Source organism: Moritella dasanensis ArB 0140 (genome assembly GCF_000276805.1).
In the GTDB taxonomy this organism is placed as follows: Bacteria; Pseudomonadota; Gammaproteobacteria; order Enterobacterales; family Moritellaceae; genus Moritella; species Moritella dasanensis.
Window position 1 is genome coordinate 65,043 of sequence record NZ_AKXQ01000019.1, and the last position, 23,924, is coordinate 88,966.

At 41.4% G+C, this 23,924-nt stretch carries 19 protein-coding genes and 1 riboswitch; of the genes, 15 read left to right on the forward strand and 4 right to left on the reverse strand.

Annotation, left to right across the window (positions count from 1 at the left end):
* The first annotated feature begins 500 nt into the window (after window positions 1-500).
* Window positions 501-1,565: a uroporphyrinogen decarboxylase gene (gene hemE / locus A923_RS0115475; RefSeq protein ID WP_017222592.1), complete on the forward strand. Its 1,065-nt coding sequence runs from the start codon at window positions 501-503 to the stop codon at window positions 1,563-1,565.
* Window positions 1,566-1,717: 152 nt separating this feature from the next.
* Here hemE and bamD read toward each other — a convergent pair whose 3' ends face one another.
* The gene (gene bamD / locus A923_RS0115480; protein ID WP_017222593.1) at window positions 1,718-2,455 is read right to left on the reverse strand and encodes an outer membrane protein assembly factor BamD; all 738 of its coding nucleotides are present in this window, start codon (window positions 2,453-2,455) and stop codon (window positions 1,718-1,720) included.
* A gap of 136 nt (window positions 2,456-2,591) precedes the next feature.
* Here bamD and rluD point away from each other — a divergent pair, with 136 nt between their 5' ends.
* From rluD to A923_RS0115530, 10 genes are all read left to right on the forward strand, one after another.
* Entirely contained in the window at window positions 2,592-3,572 is a 981-nt protein-coding gene (rluD, locus tag A923_RS0115485) for a 23S rRNA pseudouridine(1911/1915/1917) synthase RluD (protein WP_017222594.1), read from the forward strand.
* A gap of 6 nt (window positions 3,573-3,578) precedes the next feature.
* A complete protein-coding gene (gene pgeF / locus A923_RS0115490) occupies window positions 3,579-4,334 on the forward strand; it encodes a peptidoglycan editing factor PgeF (RefSeq protein ID WP_017222595.1) in 756 nt (251 codons plus the stop codon).
* A gap of 156 nt (window positions 4,335-4,490) precedes the next feature.
* A complete protein-coding gene (clpB, locus tag A923_RS0115495; protein ID WP_017222596.1) occupies window positions 4,491-7,064 on the forward strand; it encodes an ATP-dependent chaperone ClpB in 2,574 nt (857 codons plus the stop codon).
* A gap of 288 nt (window positions 7,065-7,352) precedes the next feature.
* Window positions 7,353-7,448, forward strand: a riboswitch (glycine riboswitch).
* Between the two features lie 124 nt (window positions 7,449-7,572).
* Window positions 7,573-9,093, forward strand: a complete 1,521-nt coding sequence (locus tag A923_RS0115500) for an alanine/glycine:cation symporter family protein (RefSeq protein ID WP_017222597.1) — start codon at window positions 7,573-7,575, stop codon at window positions 9,091-9,093.
* 152 nt (window positions 9,094-9,245) lie between these two features.
* Window positions 9,246-10,298, forward strand: coding sequence for an AAA family ATPase (locus tag A923_RS0115505; RefSeq protein WP_017222598.1), 1,053 nt, complete (start codon window positions 9,246-9,248; stop codon window positions 10,296-10,298).
* Between the two features lie 4 nt (window positions 10,299-10,302).
* A complete protein-coding gene (locus tag A923_RS0115510) occupies window positions 10,303-11,310 on the forward strand; it encodes a DUF58 domain-containing protein (RefSeq protein WP_017222599.1) in 1,008 nt (335 codons plus the stop codon).
* Window positions 11,311-11,312: 2 nt separating this feature from the next.
* Window positions 11,313-11,915, forward strand: a complete 603-nt coding sequence (locus tag A923_RS0115515; protein ID WP_017222600.1) for a DUF4381 domain-containing protein — start codon at window positions 11,313-11,315, stop codon at window positions 11,913-11,915.
* On the forward strand, window positions 11,893-12,990 hold the full coding sequence (locus A923_RS0115520) for a VWA domain-containing protein (protein WP_017222601.1): 1,098 nt from the start codon (window positions 11,893-11,895) through the stop codon (window positions 12,988-12,990). Before A923_RS0115515 ends, A923_RS0115520 begins: the two co-directional genes overlap by 23 nt.
* Window positions 12,990-14,696: a VWA domain-containing protein gene (locus tag A923_RS0115525; protein ID WP_017222602.1), complete on the forward strand. Its 1,707-nt coding sequence runs from the start codon at window positions 12,990-12,992 to the stop codon at window positions 14,694-14,696. Before A923_RS0115520 ends, A923_RS0115525 begins: the two co-directional genes overlap by 1 nt.
* Window positions 14,693-16,042, forward strand: coding sequence for a BatD family protein (locus A923_RS0115530; RefSeq protein ID WP_017222603.1), 1,350 nt, complete (start codon window positions 14,693-14,695; stop codon window positions 16,040-16,042). Before A923_RS0115525 ends, A923_RS0115530 begins: the two co-directional genes overlap by 4 nt.
* 228 nt (window positions 16,043-16,270) lie before the next feature.
* Here the strand turns inward: A923_RS0115530 and A923_RS0115535 are convergent, their stop codons facing one another.
* Both A923_RS0115535 and A923_RS0115540 read right to left on the reverse strand, forming a co-directional pair.
* Entirely contained in the window at window positions 16,271-16,864 is a 594-nt protein-coding gene (locus A923_RS0115535) for a response regulator (RefSeq protein ID WP_017222604.1), read from the reverse strand.
* Window positions 16,857-18,059: a sensor histidine kinase gene (locus tag A923_RS0115540; protein WP_017222605.1), complete on the reverse strand. Its 1,203-nt coding sequence runs from the start codon at window positions 18,057-18,059 to the stop codon at window positions 16,857-16,859. Before A923_RS0115540 ends, A923_RS0115535 begins: the two co-directional genes overlap by 8 nt.
* 267 nt (window positions 18,060-18,326) lie before the next feature.
* Here A923_RS0115540 and A923_RS0115545 point away from each other — a divergent pair, with 267 nt between their 5' ends.
* From A923_RS0115545 to A923_RS0115560, 4 genes are all read left to right on the forward strand, one after another.
* Entirely contained in the window at window positions 18,327-18,620 is a 294-nt protein-coding gene (locus A923_RS0115545; RefSeq protein ID WP_017222606.1) for a hypothetical protein, read from the forward strand.
* On the forward strand, window positions 18,614-19,837 hold the full coding sequence (locus tag A923_RS0115550; protein WP_017222607.1) for an HlyD family secretion protein: 1,224 nt from the start codon (window positions 18,614-18,616) through the stop codon (window positions 19,835-19,837). Before A923_RS0115545 ends, A923_RS0115550 begins: the two co-directional genes overlap by 7 nt.
* Before the next feature lie 376 nt (window positions 19,838-20,213).
* Window positions 20,214-20,948, forward strand: coding sequence for a hypothetical protein (locus A923_RS0115555; RefSeq protein WP_017222608.1), 735 nt, complete (start codon window positions 20,214-20,216; stop codon window positions 20,946-20,948).
* Between the two features lie 177 nt (window positions 20,949-21,125).
* Window positions 21,126-21,662, forward strand: coding sequence for a DUF924 family protein (locus A923_RS0115560; RefSeq protein ID WP_026006272.1), 537 nt, complete (start codon window positions 21,126-21,128; stop codon window positions 21,660-21,662).
* 3 nt (window positions 21,663-21,665) lie between these two features.
* Here the strand turns inward: A923_RS0115560 and A923_RS0115565 are convergent, their stop codons facing one another.
* Window positions 21,666-23,600, reverse strand: coding sequence for a methyl-accepting chemotaxis protein (locus A923_RS0115565; protein ID WP_017222610.1), 1,935 nt, complete (start codon window positions 23,598-23,600; stop codon window positions 21,666-21,668).
* Between the last annotated feature and the right edge of the window lie 324 nt (window positions 23,601-23,924).

Below are 23,924 nucleotides of genomic sequence, written 5' to 3' on the forward strand. Positions count from 1 at the left end.
ACCCTTAAAAAATTAAGGTGTCCTATTACTAAATTTTTTACCGTAATACGTCAACACTATTTTATCTGGTCAAACCTGATTAATTGGCGTCACAATAACAGATTAATCTACTAAAGCATCGTTACGGGTTTAAAACTGTTGTAGCACTAATGATAGCACATAAGCATTTGTTATGACTGATTTTTGCTTTTGTTCAGCAAGCTTGTTAAATAATTGTGATTGATGTCTCTGATTAACTTAGCGTTAATTGTGCAAACTAATTACCATTATTGAATGTAGTGAAACTAGTTTGCCAGTGACGTCGGAGTGGCGTTGCAAATTTGTTGTTTTTTTCTCCGTTTAGGCCTGAACAAGACGGTGTAATCCGGTATTTTGGCGATGAATGCCCTGTTAGGATCAACTTGTTGGTAAATTAGTCATGAAAATGGCGTCAAATATTTTGTCAATTGTTGAATAATGTTACAATCACGCCATATTAGAGCCGCAATTCAGGAAAGGATATGAGCGAGTTAAAGAATGATCGTTATTTACGTGCGTTAGCCAAAGAATCGGTAGACCAAACACCAGTATGGATGATGCGTCAAGCAGGCCGTTATTTACCAGAATATAAAGCAACGCGCGCTGAAGCGGGTGACTTTATGTCGCTGTGTAAGAATGCTGAACTTGCTTGTGAAGTAACGCTACAACCATTACGCCGTTTTCCACTTGATGCGGCTATTCTGTTTTCAGATATTTTAACCATCCCTGATGCGATGGGTTTAGGTCTGTACTTTTCAGAAGGTGAAGGTCCTAAATTTGAGCGTCCGATCACGTGTAAAGCGGATGTTGATAAAATTGGTCACCCAGATCCAGAAGGTGAGCTGCAATATGTAATGAATGCAGTGCGTACTATCCGTAAAAATCTTGATGGCGCAGTGCCATTAATTGGTTTTTCTGGTAGCCCTTGGACACTGGCAACTTACATGGTTGAAGGCAGTGGTACAAAAACGTTTACTAAAATTAAAAAAATGGGTTTTGCTGAACCGCAAACATTACATTTATTATTAGATAAACTAGCTGATTCTGTTATCACTTACCTGAATGCGCAAATTGCTGCGGGTGCACAATCTGTGATGGTATTTGATACTTGGGGTGGCGTATTATCACCACGTGATTACAAAGATTTCTCACTGCAGTACATGCACAAAATTGTTGATGGCTTAACGCGTTTCAGCGATGGTCGTAAAGTACCAGTTACTTTGTTCACTAAAAATGGTGGTCAATGGATCGAGCAAATCGCAGCAACAGGTTGTGACGCGATTGGTCTTGATTGGACAATTGATATTGCTGAAGCAAAAGCACGTGTTGGCGATAAAGTTGCACTTCAAGGTAATATGGATCCTTCAATGCTTTATGCATCACCAGAACGTATTCGTGAAGAAGTAAGCACGATTTTAGCTGGTTTTGGTGAAGGCAATGGTCACGTGATGAACTTAGGTCACGGTATCCATTTAGATGTTGAACCTGAAAAAGCCGGTGTATTCATCGAAGCGGTTGGTGAATTCAGTAAGCAATACCATAAATAATGATTACGTTTAAGGCTGTCGCGCGAGGTTTAATACTTTAGCGGTACACTTTATGCGGTAAATCAAAACAAAAACGGCGTCTATTTGCATAGACGCCGTTTTTTTATATTTTATTTTTAGACTTAATAATCAGCACTAAGACACGCTAAATATTAACCTAAGTTAACCGCTAAAATCTTTTCTGCGTTGGCTTTTAGTGCTGGCTGTTCTAACAGATCGTAGGCTTTAATCATTACTTTTAACGCGCCAGTACGTGATTCAGTGTCGGCGAAATTGTCGATAATGTGTTGTGCACGTTGGATCGCAGCGATGTAGGCCTTACGCTTCATGTAATATTCAGCGGCAGATAATTCATAACGCGCAAGGCGACTTTTAATTGCAATCGCACGCTTCTGCGCATCAGCCACATACTCACTTTCTGGGTAGCGTTTGATTAAGCGAGAGAAGTCATTGAAGGCCGCATTTGCATAACTTGGGTCTCGATCTGAACGATCTATATTAAATAGGGCATGAAATAGGTTATAATCCGCGCCCATATTGGTAAGTCCACGCATATAGTAGACATAATCAATGTCTTTATGGCTTGGATTTAAGCGAATAAAGCGATCTATATTGGCCAATGCCTGTGCAGTGTCACTATTCTTGTAGTAAGCATAAATCAAGTCTAGTTGTACTTGCACTGTGTGCGGGCCAAATGGATAACGCGTATCAAGCGCTTCAAGCGTTTCAATTGCGGATACAAAATTACCCGCTTGTAACGATTGTTGAGCGATGCTGTACAACTCAATGGCTGGTTTATCTGGTACCGATGATTCTGTTTTTGAAGAACAACCGGTAGCTACAACGAGTGCGAGTGATAAACTTATTGCTAATTTTATTGATTTTTTCATTAGGTTGGATAAATTCCAAATTGCTTAATGCGAAAATAATTACGTAGCTAATATGCTACAGCAAAATAAAAGGCTAAAATAGCCTGAATCCTGTAATTATACTGAAAATTAGGACCGAAGAGGGTCCCTGCTACCTATGAGCCAACAAATAGAACTTTCTGCCGTCGTTGCAGAACACCAAGTCGGTCAACGTTTAGACCAAGTTTTAGCTGAGATGTTCCAAGATTATTCTCGTTCACGTCTAAAAGAATGGATTCTTGCTGGATTTGTTACCTTAAATGGCGAAGTTGTAGTTAAAGCTCGCGGTAAAATGCAATTTGGTGACACCATTGTATTGAACGCGGAAGTTGACGAAGAAGTACGCTACGAGCCACAAGATATGCCACTTAATATTGTTTATGAAGATGACGATATTCTTGTGATCAATAAACCAGCGGGCTTAGTTGTTCACCCTGGTGCAGGTAACCCGGATGGTACAGTGCTTAACGCATTGTTATTCCGTTACCCTGACATTGTTAACGTACCACGTGCTGGTATCGTTCACCGTCTGGATAAAGACACGACTGGTTTGATGGTAATTGCGAAAACAATTCCAGCGCAAACGCATTTAGTGATTGCACTACAAGCGCGTAAAATTACGCGTGAGTATGAAGCGATTGTAACCGGTTCAATGACTGCTGGTGGTTTTGTTGATGAGCCGATTGGTCGTCATGCAACGAAACGTATCCAAATGGCTGTTCGTCCACTTGGTAAAGCGGCGAAAACGCATTACCGTGTAGCCGAAAAATACCGTGCGCATACGTTGTTAAGATTGCGTCTTGAATCAGGTCGTACGCATCAAATCCGTGTACACATGACTCACATTACGCATCCAATCGTTGGAGATCCGGTTTATTCTGGTCGTCCAAAGCCACCTGGCAATGCAACTGATACGCTAATTTTGGCACTACGTGGTTTTGGCCGTCAGGCTCTACACGCACGTATGTTGAGATTAGAGCATCCAGTAACCGGTGAAATGATGATGTGGCGCGCAGAACGTCCGTCTGATATGAATACGCTTATTCATATCCTACGTGAAGATACTGCGTTAAACATGGTTGATGATTACATTAGCTAATCATTAATGATGCCTCGTCTTATTCAACCAAACTGGCCTGCGCCGGGCAATGTCAAAGCGCTGAGCACCACTCGTGAGGGTGGTGTGAGTCATGCGCCCTATGCTGGACTAAATTTAGGTCTGCATGTGCAAGATGATAGTCAGTTGGTGTGGCAGAATCGACAGTTGTTAATGACAGCTGGGCATTTGCCACAACAGCCATATTGGTTGAATCAAACGCACAGTACGGATGTTGTTAGTCTTGTGGGTCAATCTCATGATGCCGAGCAATTACCCGCTGCTGATGCGTCTGTTACCCAAATGACGGGGCAAGTTTGTTTAGTGATGACTGCTGACTGTTTACCGCTGTTAATTTGCGATAAAGCAGGCACGCAAGTCGCCGCTATTCATGCTGGCTGGCGTGGTTTACTCGATGGTATCATTGAAAATACCCTTGCCAAATTAAGCGCTACACCGAATGATTTATTGGTGTGGTTAGGTCCAGCAATTAGCCAGAGACATTTTCAAGTGGGTAGTGAGGTACGTGATGCCTTTATTACGCATGATCCGCAAGCAAGCAGCGCTTTTATTGCCGATGGTGATAAATGGTTAGCTGATCTCTATTTATTAGCACGACAACGCTTACAGGCGTTAACGGTTAATACTGCTGATATTTATGGTGGTGACCACTGTACATACCGTGAAACTGATTTATTCTATTCTTATCGACGAGATCACCAAACAGGCCGCCAGGCAAGTTTGATTTACCTTGAAATTCAATAAATAATCCCCAGATCATAACTATGGGTATTAGTGTCTTATTACATATCCCCAAACCCATTAAACGACTATAATTATATCTCACGACTATCATGACAATTCATGACTATAGCAGCGTTGCTGCATCTGCTTTTTGCTCAACACCGATAGGACATCGCTATGCGCTTAGATCAACTTACTTCCAAATTTCAAATGGCTATTTCTGATGCGCAGTCACTTGCTTTGGGTAAAGATAATCAATTTATCGAACCTATTCACTTGATGACCGCGTTATTAAATCAAGATCACAGCTCTATTCGTCCCTTGCTCACTGCCGCAACCATCGATGCCAATTCATTACGTTGGCAGTTAGCCGATGAGTTAGAGCGTTTACCACAAGTGCAAGGTACACAAGGCGACATCCAATTATCGTCAGCGTTGAATATGCTCTTAAACTTGTGTGATAAATTTGCCCAAAAACGTAAAGATAAATTTATTTCTTCCGAGATGTTTGTTCTGGCAGCGGTTGAAGATAAAGGCCGTTTAGGTGAGTTGTTACGTAAAGCAGGTGGCACGCGCAAACAAGTGGAAGAAGCGATTGATGTGATCCGCGGTGGCGAAAAAGTGGATAACCAAGGTGCAGAAGAACAGCGTGAAGCATTAACTAAATATACCTTAGATCTGACTGAACGTGCTGAAGTCGGTAAGCTTGATCCTGTGATCGGTCGTGATGACGAGATCCGTCGTGCGATTCAAGTATTACAACGCCGGACTAAAAATAACCCGGTATTAATTGGTGAACCTGGCGTGGGTAAAACGGCGATTGCCGAAGGTTTAGCACAACGTATTGTTAATGGTGAAGTGCCAGAAGGTTTAAAGAATAAACGGGTATTATCACTGGATATGGGGGCGTTAATCGCGGGTGCCAAATACCGTGGTGAGTTTGAAGAACGCTTGAAATCGGTGATCAAAGAACTCGAGCAAACCGAAGGTCAAACAATTCTATTTATTGATGAATTGCATACGATGATCGGCGCGGGGAAAGGCGATGGAGCCATGGATGCGGGTAATATGTTAAAACCTGCATTAGCGCGTGGTGAGTTACATTGTATGGGCGCGACGACGTTAGATGAGTATCGTAAATATATTGAAAAAGATGCGGCGCTTGAACGTCGTTTCCAAAAAGTATTAATTGAAGAACCGAGTGTTGAAGATACCATTGCTATCTTACGTGGTCTAAAAGCGCGTTATGAACTGCATCATAATGTTGATATTACCGATCCGGCGATTGTCGCGGCGGCCACTTTATCACACCGTTATATTTCCGACCGTCAATTACCTGATAAAGCCATTGATCTGATTGATGAAGCTGCATCATCGATTCGTCTGCAAATGGATTCCAAACCAGAAGCGTTAGATAAGTTAGAACGTCGTATTATTCAGCTTAAAATTGAGCAGCAAGCACTTGAAAAAGAAGATGATGCTGCCAGTATTAAACGCCTAACCATATTGGCAGAAGAATTAGCAGAAAAACAAGATAAGTTTAACGATTTAGACGAGATATGGCGCACCGAAAAAGCCGCACTTTCTGGTACTAAACACATTAAATCGGCGTTAGATAAAGCCCGTGTCGAACTGGATGTAGCCAGACGCGCCAGCGATTTAAATAAAATGTCGGAACTGCAATACGGTACGATCCCGATGTTAGAAAAACAATTAGATCTCGCCGCGCAAGCAGAGATGCAAGACATGACCTTGTTAAAGCATAAGGTTGGTGAAGCTGAGATCGCTGATATTCTATCGCGCTGGACCGGTATCCCAGTGAACCGCATGCTGGAAGGCGAAAAAGAAAAATTATTGGCGATGGAAGATAACTTACACGAACGTGTTATCGGCCAAGCAGAAGCCATTAGTGTTGTTTCTAATGCTATTCGTCGTAGCCGTGCGGGTTTAGCCGATCCAAACCGTCCGATGGGTTCATTCTTATTTATGGGCCCAACGGGTGTCGGTAAAACCGAAGTGTGCAAAGCTTTGGCTGATTTTATCTTTGACTCCGACCATGCCATGGTTCGCATTGATATGTCGGAATTTATGGAAAAACATTCGGTTGCACGTTTAATCGGCGCACCTCCGGGTTATGTCGGCTATGAAGAAGGTGGTTACCTGACCGAAGCCGTACGCCGTAAACCGTATTCGGTGATCTTGCTGGATGAAATTGAAAAAGCCCATCCAGATATCTTTAATATTTTATTACAGGTATTAGATGATGGCCGTTTAACCGATGGTCAAGGCCGTACCGTTGATTTCCGTAATACCGTGATTATTATGACGTCTAATTTAGGCTCAGATATTATCCAAGCTGAATATGGTAAACATGATTACGATACCGTGAAGGATCAGTTATTAGAGTTACTTGGTCAGACTTTCCGTCCAGAGTTTATTAACCGGATTGATGATACTGTGATATTCCACCCATTGGGCCGTAGTCACATCGAGAAAATTGCCGCGATCCAATTAAAATCATTAGAAGCACGCTTAAAACAATTAGGCTATGGCTTGTCGATTACCGCGGGGGCGTTAGCAAAATTAGCCGATGCTGGCTTCGATCCGTTATTTGGTGCTAGACCACTTAAACGGGTATTACAAAAACAGGTTGAAAATCGCTTGGCTAATGCCATTTTGGCGGGCAGTATAGTCCCGGGTAAAGCCGTGAAAATAAGCGTGGTTGATGATGAGTTAAGCATTAGCCAATAACGCCTAAACGTTATTAACTTATTACTGATGATGAAAAAGCCCTGAGTTGCAGGGCTTTTTTTTGTCTACAGATTAATTGTTAATCATTCACACTGCATTATGTATTTTTATTGAAGTATTCCGTGCTAGTATTTATCCATTCGTAGCATTTAATGTTGCGATATATCCACACTAAGTTCGGATGAAGGTAGCAGGAGAGTGGCACTTGGATTCAAATAAATAAGTGCCCGCCGAAGAAGTAAATCTTTCAGGCGCTTTATTCCGCGAGGAAAAGTAGGGACTGTTACTGGACGAGCCTCTGGAGAGATCCATTAAATTGGACGCCGAAGGAGCAAAGCGACAATGTCGTTGAAACTCTCAGGTACAAAGGACAGAGGATAGGATTATTTTTTTTGCGTACTTTCACGTCTGCTTTTTGCCTTGGCTGTTGCTGTGGTTTTTTTGCTTCGTTTACCCATTTTGAATAATTACATCCTCCTCAGATTCACATTCTTGAGGAATGATTTTAATGCACTCTTTACAATTAACAGCACATTTAACAGCACTATTAACATCAACATTATTAGCACCTACACTATCTGCATCAGAGCTATCAGCATCTGCACTACCAGATATCACCGATTTACCACTACAGTCTTCGTTACTGCAATCCATCGTTAATTTTTTATCACAACCGCTGCAAAATATCCTACAAAGCATCGATCATTTTATTTGGGGCCCGCCATTATTATTACTCTTGGTCGGCACCGGTATTTATCTCACTTTGCGTTTAGGTTTTTTACAAATTACTAAGTTACCGTTAGCGCTAAAATATTTGTTTTCAGGGGATAAAGGCGATGGTCAGAAAGGCGACATCAGTAGCTTTGCGGCATTATGCACCGCGCTTTCTGCCACTATCGGTACCGGTAATATAGTCGGCGTTGCCACCGCCATTAAAATGGGTGGTCCCGGAGCATTATTTTGGATGTGGATGGCGGCCTTTTTTGGCATGGCAACCAAATATGCCGAATGTTTATTAGCAGTGAAATATCGCGTCGTTGATGAAAAAGGCCAAATGGCAGGCGGCCCGATGTATTACCTTGAGCATGGTTTGGGCAATCGCTTTTTAGCTAAAGCTTTTGCACTTTTTGGTATTGGCGTAGCGTGCTTTGGTATTGGTACTTTTCCGCAAGTGAATGCGATCACTGAAGCCGTGCAGATATCTTTTGACGTGCCAGTGTGGCTGTCTGCTGCAGTGCTGACGATATTGGTGGCGATGGTGACGCTTGGCGGTATTCGTTCTATTTCTGATATTGCTCAGCGTACTGTTCCTGTGATGGCGGTATGTTATGTCTTTGCGTCGTTGTTGGTGCTGTTATTTAATATTGAAGCTGTACCAGGTGCCATTGCTTTAGTGATCAGTAGTGCCTTTACGCCAACCGCAGCAACCGGTGGTTTCTTAGGGGCGACTGTGATGCTGGCTATCCAAAGTGGTGTGGCGCGTGGTGTGTTTTCTAATGAGTCGGGTTTAGGTAGCGCACCAATCGCCGCTGCGGCTGCAAAAACAGATTCTTGTGTAAAGCAGGGCTTGATTTCAATGACGGGTACTTTCTTCGATACCATCATTATTTGTACTATGACAGGGCTGACGTTAGTGCTAACAGGGGTATGGAGTGGTGAGACTTCCGGCGCAGCGATGACAACGTTAGCATTTGAACAAGGTCTATCCCCGTTAATCGGCCAATATGTGATTACCTTAGGGTTAGTGTTCTTTGCTTTCACGACTATTCTAGGTTGGAATTATTATGGTGAACGTTGTGTGCAATATCTGTTTGGCCAAAAGGGCATTAAACCGTACAAGTATGGTTATATTTTATTGGTTGCTGGTGGCGCGTTCCTACATCTGGATCTGATTTGGATCTTGGCGGATATTGTTAATGGCTTAATGGCGATCCCGAACCTAATCGGTTTGATTGGTTTACGTCATGTGGTGATTGAAGAAACGCGATTATTCTTTGATAAATTAACCGTGAGTGAACAAACCGCATAGTTTTATTGAGTGGCAGTAAGTCGAGCTGACTTATTGCCGTTTAATACGTTTTCACCGATTATCAGCGCACGATCAGTAGTATTACTGTGTTACCTCTGTCATTAACCTCATATCATAACTGTCTATCATTCTGCGTAGAACATGAGACTGTTATGAGCCTTTCCCAGCAAGTATTTAAACAATTATCTAATACCGTTAATCAATCTGTCGTCGGTCAAGACGATGTAGTCAAAGCCTTGCTGATTGGTTTATTAACCCGTGGTCATGTGCTGCTCGAAGGTTTGCCCGGTACAGCCAAAACACGTTCGATTAAAGCGCTCGCTGATGCCATGAATGCTGATTTCGGTCGTGTGCAATTCACTCCTGATTTATTACCGTCTGATGTAACAGGCGCTGAAATTTACCGTGAGGTTGATGGTAAGCACAGCCTGACATTTCAACCCGGGCCTATTTTTAACAATTTAGTCCTCGCCGATGAAATTAACCGAGCGCCAGCAAAAGTACAATCTGCGTTGCTAGAAGCGATGGCTGAAAATTCAGTCACATCGGCAGGTGAAACGCGTCAACTACCGCATTTATTTATGGTATTAGCGACTCAAAATCCAGTGGAACAAGAAGGTACTTATCCGTTACCTGAAGCGCAAATGGATCGTTTTATGTTGAAAGTGAATGTCGATTATCCCGATGCCGAATCTGAGCTAGCGATTATTGATTTGGTACGCGAAGAAGAGTTAATGAGTATATCGAGTGATGATTCATCTGAAGATAGTGAGCCAAAGGATCCTGCAGGATCTCAGCCTCAAGGTATTATCAAAAACAGTCTCTCAATCCCCGAACTGATGATTCGACCTGAACATATCATTGTCGCGCAACAAGAAGTGTCTCGGATCTATATTTCACCATTGTTAAAAAGTTATGTGGTTAATTTGGTGATGGCAACGCGAGGCATAGGCGATTATAGCCATGCTCAATTTCCGCAATGGTTATCTGTCGGCGCAAGTCCCAGAGCCAGTATCGCGCTCGATCGTGGTGCTAGAGCACATGCCTGGTTAGCGGGACGTGATTATGTCGACCCGGATGATGTACGCGCTATGGTGCATTTGGTATTAGGGCATCGTTTAGTATTAAGTTATACGGCCATTAGTGAGCGGATCACCACAACTCAGGTGATTGATGAGATCCTTGAACATGTGTTGATTGGGTAGCGTTATGGCTTGGAGTACATGGTTTTCAACGACGGATAAACCAGGCAGTTCTTTGCATGATGATCCGCGTATATATACGGATTTAAATGATTTATTAAAAATTAAAGCGCAAACGGCAGGTTTTAGTTTTTCTCCCAAGCAGGGACGTTGTAGTATTTTTTCGGGGTTACATGAATCACGCTTACGCGGACGAGGATTAAACTTTGAAGAATTGCGCCATTATAATAATGGCGATGACGTTAAAAACTTAGATTGGAAAGTCACGTTAAGAACCGGTAAACCGCATGTACGCGCTTACAGTGAAGAAAAAGAGCGGCAGATTTGGCTGTGTGTCGATCAGCGTCAATCGATGTTTTTTAGTTCACAGCAGACGATGAAATCAGTTGTCGCAGCCAATATTGCAACGCTGTGTCTATGGCGTGTACTTGCTGATGCCGACCGTGTTGGTGGTTATATTTTTAATGACAACTCGAGTTTCCATTTTAAACCACAGCGCAGTAGTGCATTAGCGATGCAATTTATTCAGCAATTGCATACTGTTAATCATCAGCTGCAAGTCGGTATTGCGGATGTTGACGTGCCAAAGATACGTTTAACCGATATGTTAGCGACGCTGCAAGCATTGCAAGCAAAGTCAAAAACATTTGTCATTATCAGCGACTGGTATGGTTTTGATGAAGAATGCACAGATAGGTTACGTGCGCTGCAGCAGCATAATGATGTTATTGCTGTGCATATTAGTGATCCTCTTGAACAGAATCTAATAAATGTCGATTCACTGATTACCAGTGATGGGCATTATCAATTACAGCTTTCTAGTCAGCAATTACAACGTAATAAAAATGCCTTACAACATGCTTATCAAGCTGCTTTTTTGGCTAAGCAAAATTTACTACAACAAGCCCTACAATTATCTTCATTTTCGATAATAGATGTTGGTACTGACGGCAATGAGATTAATCAATTTAAGTCTGCTTTTCATATGAATCATAAAAATAGCGAGGAGGAATGATAATGGCAGATGTTGATAATGCAAATTTAGTCGGCGATGCATTCGGTAACTTACTATTACGTGACATGGTACAAATTAATGCCCCTGAGCAGATAAGTTTTTTACCCCAAACTTGGGGTTGGCTGGTGGTCGGTTTAGTACTGGCATTATTTATTGGTCGCTATTTACTGTTAGCAGGGCAGAAATATTGGCGAAATCGTTATCGGAAAAAACTACAGTCTAAATTATTGGCTTACGATGTAAGTGACTGTTCACATACACCGCGATTTATTCACCAATTATTACAGCAAGCATGTTTGCAAGCATACCCAAAGCAGTCATTAACAGCAGGTCAATTACAAGGACCTGCGTTTTTAGTTTTTTTAGATAGCTGTACACAAGACAGTACCGAGTTTGATTCCGCGATAGGGGAGTTATGGCAACAAGCGCTGTATTTACCACTCGCGCTAAGTGAGTGGTCTGCATCCCATAATCAGGTATTGATATTATCGACGCAGCGCTGGCTTAAATTACATATTGATGATGCCGAATTAGGTCGTGAGCCAGGCAGTGAGCTAGGTACTGAATTAGGAGGAAATGAGCATGTTCACAATAAGCATGATTGAGTTCAGTTATCCGTGGTTATTTTTATTGTTGCCATTACCTTGGTTTATTCAACGATTTTCGCCGGCTTATAAAATAAAACAGTCAGCGCTGCAAGTGCCGTTTTTTAGTCAACTGGTGAGTTTATCTGGAGAGCAGCCTAATACAGGAGCGGTGAAGCTAGAACCGAAAATATGGCAACGTATCGCATTATCGCTGGTGTGGTTATTGTTGGTTGTTGCGATGGCAAAACCGATGTGGCTGGGTGAACCACAAATACGTTCGCAGTTTGGTCGTGATTTGATGGTGGTGGTCGATTTATCTGGCTCGATGGATAGTCGAGATTTCAGTGTTCCAGGTAGCGACAGTATTTCACGCTTAACGGCGGTAAAAAATGTATTAGCTGAATTTTCACAGCAACGTAGTGGTGATCGTTTAGGACTCATTTTATTTGGTGATGCTGCCTATTTACAAGCCCCCTTTACCGCCGATCATCAAGCATGGCTCGGTTTGTTAAATGAGTCGGAAGTGGCTATGGCTGGGCAAAGTACTCACCTTGGTGATGCCTTAGGGTTAGCGATAAAAGTAATGACGGATGAAGCGATAAAAGCGCCTATAGCAAAAGAAAATAGTAACGCGAGTGCAGATAAAAGTACCGCGGATAAACAAAAAGTAGTGATTGTATTAACTGATGGTAATGATACCGATAGTTTGGTGCCGCCGTTAGAGGCGGCAAAAATTGCGGCGAGTCGTGGTATTAAAATCCACATGATTGCTATTGGCGATCCTCGTACCTTTGGTGAGCAAGCGCTCGATATGGCCGTGATTGATGGTGTTGCTGAGATCACTGGCGGACAAGCTTTTCAGGCTATCTCCTCTGTCGAGCTAAATCGTGTTTATGCGGAAATCAGCACGCTAGAACCAAGTCAGTTTGCGAGTTTTAGTTATCAACCCAAAGTAAGTATCCACTATGCGCCTATCGCTTTATCCATAAGTATTTACTTTATTATTTACAGCTTAGTTATATGGCGTAGTTACTATCTTAGTAAGCAACAATCTAAACGTGATTTGTTGTTGAATAAACGTGGGGAGGGCTAATGTATTTTTCCATTGTATGGCAAAACTTTCACTTTATACGGCCGTTATGGTTACTAGCCTTCGTGCCATTTATTTTATTTTTTGTGATGAATTTTAGACAAAAAAAATCACAAGAAGGTGGGCTTAAAAATTTCCCCCCCCACTTATTAGCGGCATTAACCGTTGGTGAGCAAGGTTGGAAAAAACTCTTACCGTTAAAATTATGGGGCTTTCTTGTTGTTCTGGCCATTATCATTGCGGCAGGACCGAGTTGGTTACGCCAAACATCGCCTTTTGGTGAGGATACTGCGCCGTTGGTGATTGTTTTAGATGTATCAGAGTCTATGTTGCAACAAGATATTCAACCGAGTCGGCTGGTGCGGGCAAAGCAAAAAATCAGTGATTTATTGGCACTACGTGAAGGTGGTAGTACTGCGCTGGTGGTTTATGCTGGCAGTGCACATACCGCAATGGCATTAACCCGTGATAACGCTATTTTTACGCCATTATTGCAAGCGGTATCGCCTAAGATCATGCCACGAAAAGGTAAGTTTGCTGAATATAGTTTAGCGAATATAGATACATTGTTAGCTGCTGAGCGCAGTAAAGGTAATCCGGGATCTGTGCTATTGATTACTGATGGGTTAGGCAGCGATACAAAAGCACGCTTTGTTGATTATTTTAATGGCTCTATTAATAGCAATAACAATATAAGTGCCACTAATTCCGATTTAAATTCAAAGCAAAGCCCGCCCTTGTTATTAGTTTTAGGTGTTGGGAATAATGAACAAGCAGTATCAGTCCCTTTTGACGCCGATGGATTAAAATCGTTAGCAAAAAGTGCAAGTGGTTACTATCATTCTATATCTACCGATAATAGCGATGTTGAATGGATTCAAGATAATATTCAGCAATTTATGTTGCTGAGTAATGATAACGCTCAACCTTGGGCTGATATGGGCTATAACTTAGTGTTTTTATTAGCGCTATTATTTTTATTGTGGTTCCGTCGTGGCTGGACAATTAATTGGAGCTTACAGTCGGTATTACTCTTGTTTGCTTTAACTTATTTCCCTGCTCCGCCTGTATTGGCTAACGTTGCCTCTGAGCAGATGACAAATTCAGTCAAAGAAGGTCTACAACCACAATGGCGTTTTGCTGATTTATGGATGACGGCCGATCAACAAGGACAATATTATTTTAACCGCGGTAACTATGCACAAGCTGCAGTGCGTTTTGATGATCTTATGTGGAAAGCTTCTGCCTATTACTTTGCCGAAGAATTTGACCTTGCTCGTCGCTATTTTATGCGGGTAGATAATCCTGTCGCACGATTTGGAGCCGCCAGTGCCTTAGCGCAATCACGTGAGTATATCGCGGCTCGAAATTTGTTTAAGCAGATAGTAAAAGAAAATCCGGACTATCTGCAAGCTGCACATAATTTAGTGATAGTGCAGAAGATTATTGATGATATTAATCGCATGAGTGAAAGCCAAACAGATAACGAGAATGAAGCATCAAAAGAATTAGGTGATCAACCACAAACAAGTGACGGTGCCGAGAAAATGATGAGAGAAGAACAGCTCATTAAGGAAAGTTATAACGCCGAACAATTATTGCAAGATGAGGCGCTTAGTCAAGCGTGGATGAAGCGTGTGCAAGGCGATCCCGAACGTTTTCTCATGACTAAGTTTTCTCAACAGTTGCAAATGGAGGGGAGACCATGATGCGATTTATTTATACGGCTATTTGCTGCTTAGTTTTTCAGATCGCGATGATTAATGTTGCTCACGCGACGACAGTGCAAGATTTGTTACAGCAAAATAAATTACAAATTAAAGCATGGATCGAACCTGCGCAAAAAAATGCCGATGGATCTCTTAACGGTCTTGATATTATTGGCTCTGAGTTTGCCCCTCGCCAGCAAGTTGATTTATATATTCAGATTAAAACCGACCGTTGGTTTGCGGCGGGAACCTACATCAGTCCGTTTAGTGTCGATAATAGCTTGGTGTTACAACGTAATAAATTAGCGAATAATTATGCTCAACGTGAAAAAGGTATCACTTGGTCAATACAAGAGTGGCAATTAACACTTTATCCGCAAGTGAGTGGCGAATATATCGTACCTGCTATTCCGGTGAGTGTGAGTATTGCCAGTGCGCCGGGAGAAAAAGTAACGGGTCATTTACTCACTAGGCCGTTAAGTTTTAATGTTGCTTTGCCTGACGCTCGGTTAAGCCAAGATGTAAATTGGGTTGCAGCACCAGAATTGACGTTTAGCCAAGTCTGGAATATTGAACCAGATAGTGAATTAAAAGTCGGGGACGCGATCACGCGAACAGTGACGATAGCAGGCAGAGATACCAGTATTATGCTGTTACCTGACTTTGCCCCGTTTCAATCTGAAAGTGTGCAATCTTACCGTGACAAAGGTAATGCTCGAGATAGCGAAGACCGCGATGGTTTTTACGCCTCTAAAACCATAACGCACACTTATATTATTCAGAAAAATGGTCAATTAGATTTACCCGTATTAAGCCTGTTGTGGTGGAATACTGAAACGCAAACGTTGCAGCCTTTAACCTTGCCTGGTGGGCAATGGTCGGTAGATCATACGCCTGCTAGTTTTATTCGTGCCTATCAGATGTGGATATTAAGTTGTCTTATTATAGGGGGACTGGTTATTTATACAGGTCACCGTTTATGGCGACAATACCAGCATGCGAAACTGCCTTATTGGTTAATGTTTATGGTTAATGTTTATCGCCAGCAATGGTCGTTGTGCACGCGGGATTTATACAATCAGCACTATAAATATAGTGGTAATAGGCAGTTACGTCAGTCTGGATCTCGAGGATCCTGTCATGCAGATCCATTGTCGCAGCAACAAGGAACGCAACTATATAGCGGTAATACTAAAAATAGCGGTAATACTCAAGATAACCGTAAAGGTCGCGTTATTGCTGCGTGGTCTGAATGGCAATATAGTGCGAGAGCTAGGTGGCTGTCACATTCTATTAAACAACAGAGGCTGTTTTTAGCCTTGTGGCTAGCGATACGTAGGAAGTAATGATAATGTTACAACTGTGACTTAGGTTTTAATTCTTTAAGTTGTTGTTTTTAGTCGCATTATTATTTAAGTTGTCATTATGTACTTTAATTACGTAATAAAATAACGTCGCGTGTAATTTTATTACGTAATGATCTGATGATTTAAAAATACAAAAAAACCAGCAGACAAATGCTGGTTTTTTTATGCGTAAATTAATCTTAATCCATTGTTTAGCGATGGATAGGCTTAATCCATCAAGCCATGATTAATCGCATACTGGATCAACTCAGCGCTGGTTTTAGCACTGATCAATTTCATCATTGAATATTTATGAAACTCGACGGTTCGTGGTGAAATAAATAATTCATCAGCGACTTGGCGTGCCGATTTACCTTGGGCTAATAATCGTAAAACGCTGATTTGGCGAGAGGATAATTGAGGCTTTTCAGTGTTCACTATTACGGAACTCGAGAGATAAGTCTCGCCTTTTAATACTTGGTTTACCGCTTCAACTAAACTTTCGCTGGCTTCATGTTTTAATACGTAACCTTGCGCGCCAGCTGCCATTGCACTTTCGGCATACTCTTGTTCTTCATGCATGGTGAGACAAATAATCTTGACGGTTTTATTGATGCGTTTTAAGGCGGCAATCGCGGCAATGCCGGTCATATCAGGCATGCTAATATCGGTGATAACTAAGTCAGGTTCGTGCTGTTTGACGAGCTCGACTAACTCCAGGCCATTTTTGGCAATCGCGAGAATTCGATGCTCTGGTTGTAAAATACTAGCGATACCTTGAGCCACAATTAAATGGTCATCGGCTAAAATTATATTACTCATAATATTCCTTTATAGCAGGGATCATTATATCGACGATAAAACCGCCATTTTCAGGAGAGCTGAATATTGCAGTGCCATTAAATAGCTGTGCGCGCTCCCGAATACTAATTAATCCAATACTCCCGTTATTTTGATTTAAATTTAAATCGCAGCCAATGCCATCATCAATAATTTGAAAGTGCAGGTTATTATCGCTTGATTGAAGGGATACAAACACGGCTGATGCTTGTGCATGCTTGGCGACGTTGTTGAGTGTTTCTTGTAAAATTCGGTATAGATTTAAGGACAGTTCTTTATTTAACGCTGGGATCGGATCAAATAGCGTTTGAATATCGATATCTTTAATAGTTGATAGACGTCGGCATTCAGATTTTAATGCCGTTAATAAGCCTAGATCTTCCAAAATAGCAGGATGTAACGAGCGTGATAGCGCTTGCATATCTTTCGCTAACCCTTGTATTTCATTGTGAAGTTCATGAGCTGATTGTTTTTCACTGTCGACAATTAAGGTATTAGATAGCGATGATGCCTTAATGGTCAGTAATGCCATGCGTTGTGAAAAATTGTCATGCAATTCACGTGATAACATGCGGCGTTCATTTTCTTGGTTATCCATTAAATGACGTGATAACAGTTCGAGCTGTTGGTTTTTCTGTTGCAGCTTTTCCCAATAAGCATAACGCTCATAGGTTGATGCGAGGATCTGCCCAAAACTGCGAACTCGGTTAATGGTTTCTTCACGCCAGTGTATTGAGCCGATATAACGACTTGCCGCGATACCACCCCAAATCTGCCCTCGGACACTAAATGGCACCATAATATGGGCTATGATATCTTGCATTTCTGCGAGTAGAACTTCATCGGAATTGAGAATACTGTCTAGGTTACCTTCGGCAATAATAAGTTCACCTTTACTTATCTGATCCAAGTAGGGAGAGTAAATACCTTGTGCTGGTAATGACACCCGATTATAACCTGGCGCAGCCACTGTCAGAGCACCTTCAAAGCGGCTATCTTTGGTTAAACGCACGAGTGACATACGCTGTGCGTCTATATATGGCATGAAGGATGTTAAGGCGAATTCGATGGCGTTGGGTAGATCTTCGGTATCGTTCTCCAATAACCAGTTTGATATTTCAATGGTAAGTTGCTCAATGCTCAAGTTTGCCTTGTCGAATTTGGGTAGTTCACGCATGCGCTTATCCTCATTGAATGTTAGCTATTTGAAATTGGCTGAATTAGATAAATATATTATTAGCCTGATATCTGTGATTTGGCTATCAATAAATGCGAAATGTGCTGATATCTAGCAATTCTACGAGTACTTTTGCTTACCCTGCTCGAATATAATCTACCTCGAAATATTTACTTTGCGATGACAAATTATACGCAAAGAGAATTTGTTCTTAATCGTCTGATTCGGAATCATTAATCGAGGAATAAACCTGTGAGTTTAATATCTATGCCTTTTGTAGGCACTGGCTTTGACACTGGATTACACATTGCTGCTGCTATTGTACTTATTGCAACTGTAGCAGCTGCAGCGATTGGCTTTTGGAAGTTCCATGAGGTGCCTATCCATCAGGCTCATAAAAATAGCCATCAACAATTGACGTTGATCACGACCTTAACCTGGATTGGCTTTATTTGGCATTGGGTATGGGTATTAGCAGTCATTGTTGCGTTTGTAGATGCAGAAAAAGCCATTGCTAGAGTGCGTGATATTTGGAAGTCAGAGGAGAATAAATCATGTTAGAAGGTTTAGCGGTATGGGCATTACTTATCTATCTATTACGTTTAGTTGGTATGCCATGGAATAAATTTACCAAAGGTTTCGCTTATATTGGTGGCTCTGCTTGGTTATTGTTTGTGTGGGTTGGTTTAATTACTTATACACCAATGGATTTATCGGGTGGCTCATTAGTGCAATCGCCGCATATTCAATTACGTCCTGCGTCAACGAAAATTACCGGTAATATTAAAGCAATTCATGTTAAGCCGAATCAAAAGGTAACCGAAGGCCAGCTGATTTATGAACTTGAAGATCAGGTTTATCAGATTGCATTAAACAAAGCTGCGGCACAGGTACAGAGTACTGAAGTTGCATTAGCATCGTCACTTGATGATGTACGCATTAATGAATCTAAATATGCAATTGCCAATAAAGAGATTAAAATTAATCTCGATCAACAAGTTGAAATTGAAGCCGACCTGAATTGGAAAAGTACGACATTACAACGTTATATTGATCAGAATAAAGTCGCCGCTTTTACCATTACTGAAAGTAAGCTAGATGAACAAAAAACAGCTGTGCAAGTTGCTAGTGCCAAATTAACTGTACTGCAATCGCAAGCTGAAAAATTAGTGCTAAACGCGCAGCAAGCGCAGCTTAATACGCTTAAGTCTGGTCATGCTGTAAATAGCCGTAAAGCGGATGTCGCGAATCAAACTGAAGTGTATGCACAAGCACAGTGGAATTTAGATAATACTCGAGTTTATGCGCCTGCTGACGGTTATTTAACTAACTTTATTATTCGTGAAGGTCAATACATTGGTGCGATGCCTCGTATCCAAATGTATACCAATGAGAAATACGTGCTAATGCGTGTTAACCACCAAGCGATCCGTAATATCAAAGTCGGTCGAGCTGCAGAGTTTACTTCTGCTGTTTACCCTGGGCATATTTTCTCTGCTGAGGTTGAAGGTATTATCGAAGCGACAGGTGAAGCGCAAGGTTCGTTATTATCGAAAGAAACGTCGGTGAGGGCAACAACGGGGCAGAATGTAATGAATAAGCATCACTTCGTTCGCCTTAAATTGATTGAAACTGAAGATTATGATATCCCAGTGGGCTCTGTTGGTCTCGCTTGGATCAGTGGTGCTAAGCCGATTGCATTCCTCGGTTTCCTTGATGTGATCCGCGGTATTATTATTCGTATGAAATCACAAATATACTACTTCTATTCGATGTAATATTCGATGTAACATTAGATGCAATCACTAGAGGCTCGCCTTTATTTGAATCGCTATTTAAACCGTGTGCCTTTGGTACGCGGTTTTTTTGTTTGTGGCTTTTATTAACATGGATTAAATCGTTTCCGAATATGCTTGCCATGAGCTGGTGGTAGTAGTCCTGCTTATTTCTCTTCGGGCTGGTAGCATTATCTGACAGATGGTGCTGGTGGATAATTACTTGGTATTACCTATTCTTTAGCGATTCAAGGATATTTGTGAATAGGATCTATATCAAACCCGCTATTAGTTTTGCTTATTACTAGAAGAATTACGAGTCGTTATAATTAAGGTAACGTTGGACAATAGCCTCATTATAAACATTGAGGTTAATTTGATGAATACAGCGATTAAATCCATAGCGCTATGTTGTGCTTTTCTTCCTTTGCAAACCATTGCCGCGGATACTGATGCATCAACAACTGAAGTCTCATCATGGGATTTTAGCGTCGAGTTATACGGTCAATTAACGAATATTGATGGTTCGACGCAGGTCGGCCCTGTTGATGCGCCACTTGATTTAAGTTCCAACGATATCTTCTCTAAATTGAAAATGGGCGGTATGGCGCATACTGAAGGCCTACATAGTAGCGGTTGGGGGTATTCATTTGATTATGCGTTTATGAATTTAGATGCATCACCGGCAGATGGTTTATTACATCAAGGTGTATTTGAGGCTAAGGGCTTTAAGCGCTATGAGTATGATTTTGGCACCGTGGATTATATGGCCGGTATTCGTTGGTGGGATATAACCCTTGATGCTGAAATGGGAGAAACTGGTGTAGATTGGGTCGATTATGTTGTTGGCGTACGTTATAGCAAACAACTAAGCCAAGATTGGACATTTGAAACTTTAGTTGATGCTGGCGCTGGGACTGATACCAAATTTACCGGACAGGTTAATACCGGTGTTCGTTATGCCATTAACGAGTGGTCAGAACTGCATTTAGCCTATAAAGCAGTGTGGGTTGATTACGATAACGGTAATGACTTTAGACCTGTTACAGATAAACAGTTTGGTTATGATACGGTGACTCATGGCGTGGTGATGGGTTGGAATATTAAATTTTAGTCACATCTAGGTGATGAAAAATAAGACCTTAGACTGCAAAGTTATGATCTGCTCATAATGTATGAAAAAATAATACTTAAATGTGAAAACTGAGATCCAGATTTTGATAATGATTGGGCTCAGTGATTCACGTTAACCTATACTCAATTAGTGGGATCATTGGAGATGGGTTTAATTATGTATAAAGAAGTGATTAAGTTTTGGTTTGAAGATATTAATCCAGCTAAATGGTGGGTTAAAGATAGTGAATTTGATCAAATGATTTTGACTCGTTTTAGTGAGTTACATCAACGCGCTGTTGCGGGGGAGTTATTTCATTGGCGTCGCAGCGCTGAAGGGCGATTAGCTGAGATTATTATTTTGGATCAGTTTTCGCGAAATATGTTCCGTGATACGCCGGGTGCATTTGCTGCTGATAATATGGCATTAGCCCTTGCCCAAGAGGCGATCGCATGTGGTGCTGACAGAGAGCTGTCACAGTTACAGTGTAGTTTTCTTTATATGCCGTTTATGCACAGTGAATCCGCGATTATTCATCAACAAGCTGTATTTCTCTATAAAGGTAATGACATTCAAGCAAATCTTGATTTTGAATTACAGCATCAGAGCATTATCGAAAAGTTTGGTCGTTATCCACACCGTAATACTATTCTAGGACGAGAGTCGACAGCCGCGGAACTCGACTTTCTGGCGACTCCAGGTTCGAGTTTCTAATGTTTAAGCAAAGATAGTTAATATTTTCTGCACTTGGGTCGAGACTTGTTGTTGCGCCGATTGGGTTTTATGACGAGTTTCTTCACTGTGATTTTGCAGTGCTGCCATCTGCGTATTCACCGCACTAATATGGCTGACTTGCTGGCGGGTATTTTGGCTACTATTTGCGGCATTTTGTTGTGATTGCTCTGATTGTTGGATCACCGCGTTTATCTCTTGATGCATTTCATGTGCATTCGTTAACTGCTGGTGGCAACGTTGGGCAATATGATCAACTTCATGTTCGAGCGATTGGCTAGAGTGATGTAGCTGTCCAAGAAAATTACTAATTTGTTCTAGCGCTTGCTGGGTTTGTTTCGATAAATTGCGGACTTCATCGGCGACAACGGCAAATCCACGGCCTTTCTCACCTGCCCGTGCGGCTTCTATAGCGGCATTGAGGGCTAATAAATTGGTTTGATCGGCGATCCGATGAATCGATGTCACGATCGTTTCCACATTTTCCATATTGGTATTTAATGTTTTGATCGCTTTTAAGCTGGCACTGCCCGCTTGTTTGGTTTGTTCGGTCGCTAAGCTAAAATCGGTGATCTGACTGGCAGCTTTATACATTTGCTGATTGGTCTGCTGTGTCAGGTTATGCACCGACTGGGTATCTGCATCGACTTTTTGAGCTAGCGAATTAATTTCTGATACGCCGGTAGAGATATCACTAATGGCAGAGCTACTTGCTTGCGCATATTGACTAATCGATTGAAAATCATCTTGTAGTAAGTTTAACGCCTGAGTGACTTGCTCGACTTGAGTGAGTTTAGTTAGCTGTTCTTGATTGATATTATCTAATAATTGATTGAAGTGTAGGGCTATTAAACCTATCTCACTGTTGTTATCTGCGAAGGTTAGGCGTTCGCGGGTATTGCTTTCAACTAAAGAGGCAAGCGCCTGATCTAATTTTGTCAGTGGTTTTACTACCCAGTACTTTTCGGCATAAAATAAACCGATACCAAATAGAATTAAACTCAGTGCAATAAGGGCTAGATATAGGTAAGTATTTTGGCGTTGATCATTGGCATAATCATTGACTGGTTTTTCTAACGCTAAAATAGCTGCTTGGATATTACTGATTGCGGTTAATACTAACTGTTGATTATCGGCTTGCTCTGAAAGCACTGTTTTAGTATTTAATAATTCTTTTGGGTAACGGTTAATAAGGCTTTGTAGTTCGTTGGTAATATCTACTATAAATAAGCTTTCTTCACCTTCCTCATCATCAAGAAAATTACCGTCTTCAATTTCTTGATCATCTGTACTGTCATAACGGCCAAATTGCGATAGTTCATTTATAAGCACCGCACTTTCTTCTACTACCAATAGGAGCTCTTGCCATTGTGATGCTTGTAACTGATTAAAGTAACGTTGGCGTTGATTGGTTAAATGCGCAAGACTTTCTTGAATATCACTGATAAGGATTAAATCTGTTTGGCGCAATGGCATGTCATGCTGCAATAATTGCCGCTTTAATAGTGATAAGTTATCCGCTAATTCTTTTTCGTTGAAGTTCAGTAGTTGAAAGTGGTCGGAAGCAAATTTTCCTGATGAGCGTAACGGACCTTCTACTAGTGCAGCAAATTGATTGAGCTGGTGTTTGAGCGCTGTGGTATCAATAGCACTGGCAAGTTGATCGAGAGAATCAATCAATTGGTCTATGAGTTGCCCTGATTGTTGTAAGTCAGCCGTATTACCTTGTTGTAAATATTCAGAGATGGAATGATTGAGTTTTATGGTGACTTGCTCTTTCATTTGCGCAAACATCGAATTTTGTAGATCAAGCCGATTGAGTTGCTGGTGGCTACCATAAAGCGTATAAGTCATTAAGAGCGAGAGGCAGATTAAAGTAAGAGAACTGATTCGAGAAAAGGTTGTAATACGCAAGGTCATCTTCCTGATTAAGCTTAGCTGTTAATGCACAGCAGTGTAAAAGCCTAAGGTGACAGTTATATGACTATTAAATAAATAGAGGTTGTTTCTTTATCTTTAGAGTAATAACGTCATGTAATGGGCGTATTTATCATTATATAACGTTTAATTCGACGATTAGCGGGTATTGTATTCTGCATTTAAGGTCGCTAACACCACCTTAAACTAGCTAGATGTCTTTAAAAGTTACTTTTCGAACGTTTTTTAGTCGAATTAAGTGAAACTGTCATAAATATTAGTTAAACACTTGCCAATGAAACCAGTTTCTCTATAATCGCTCCCACT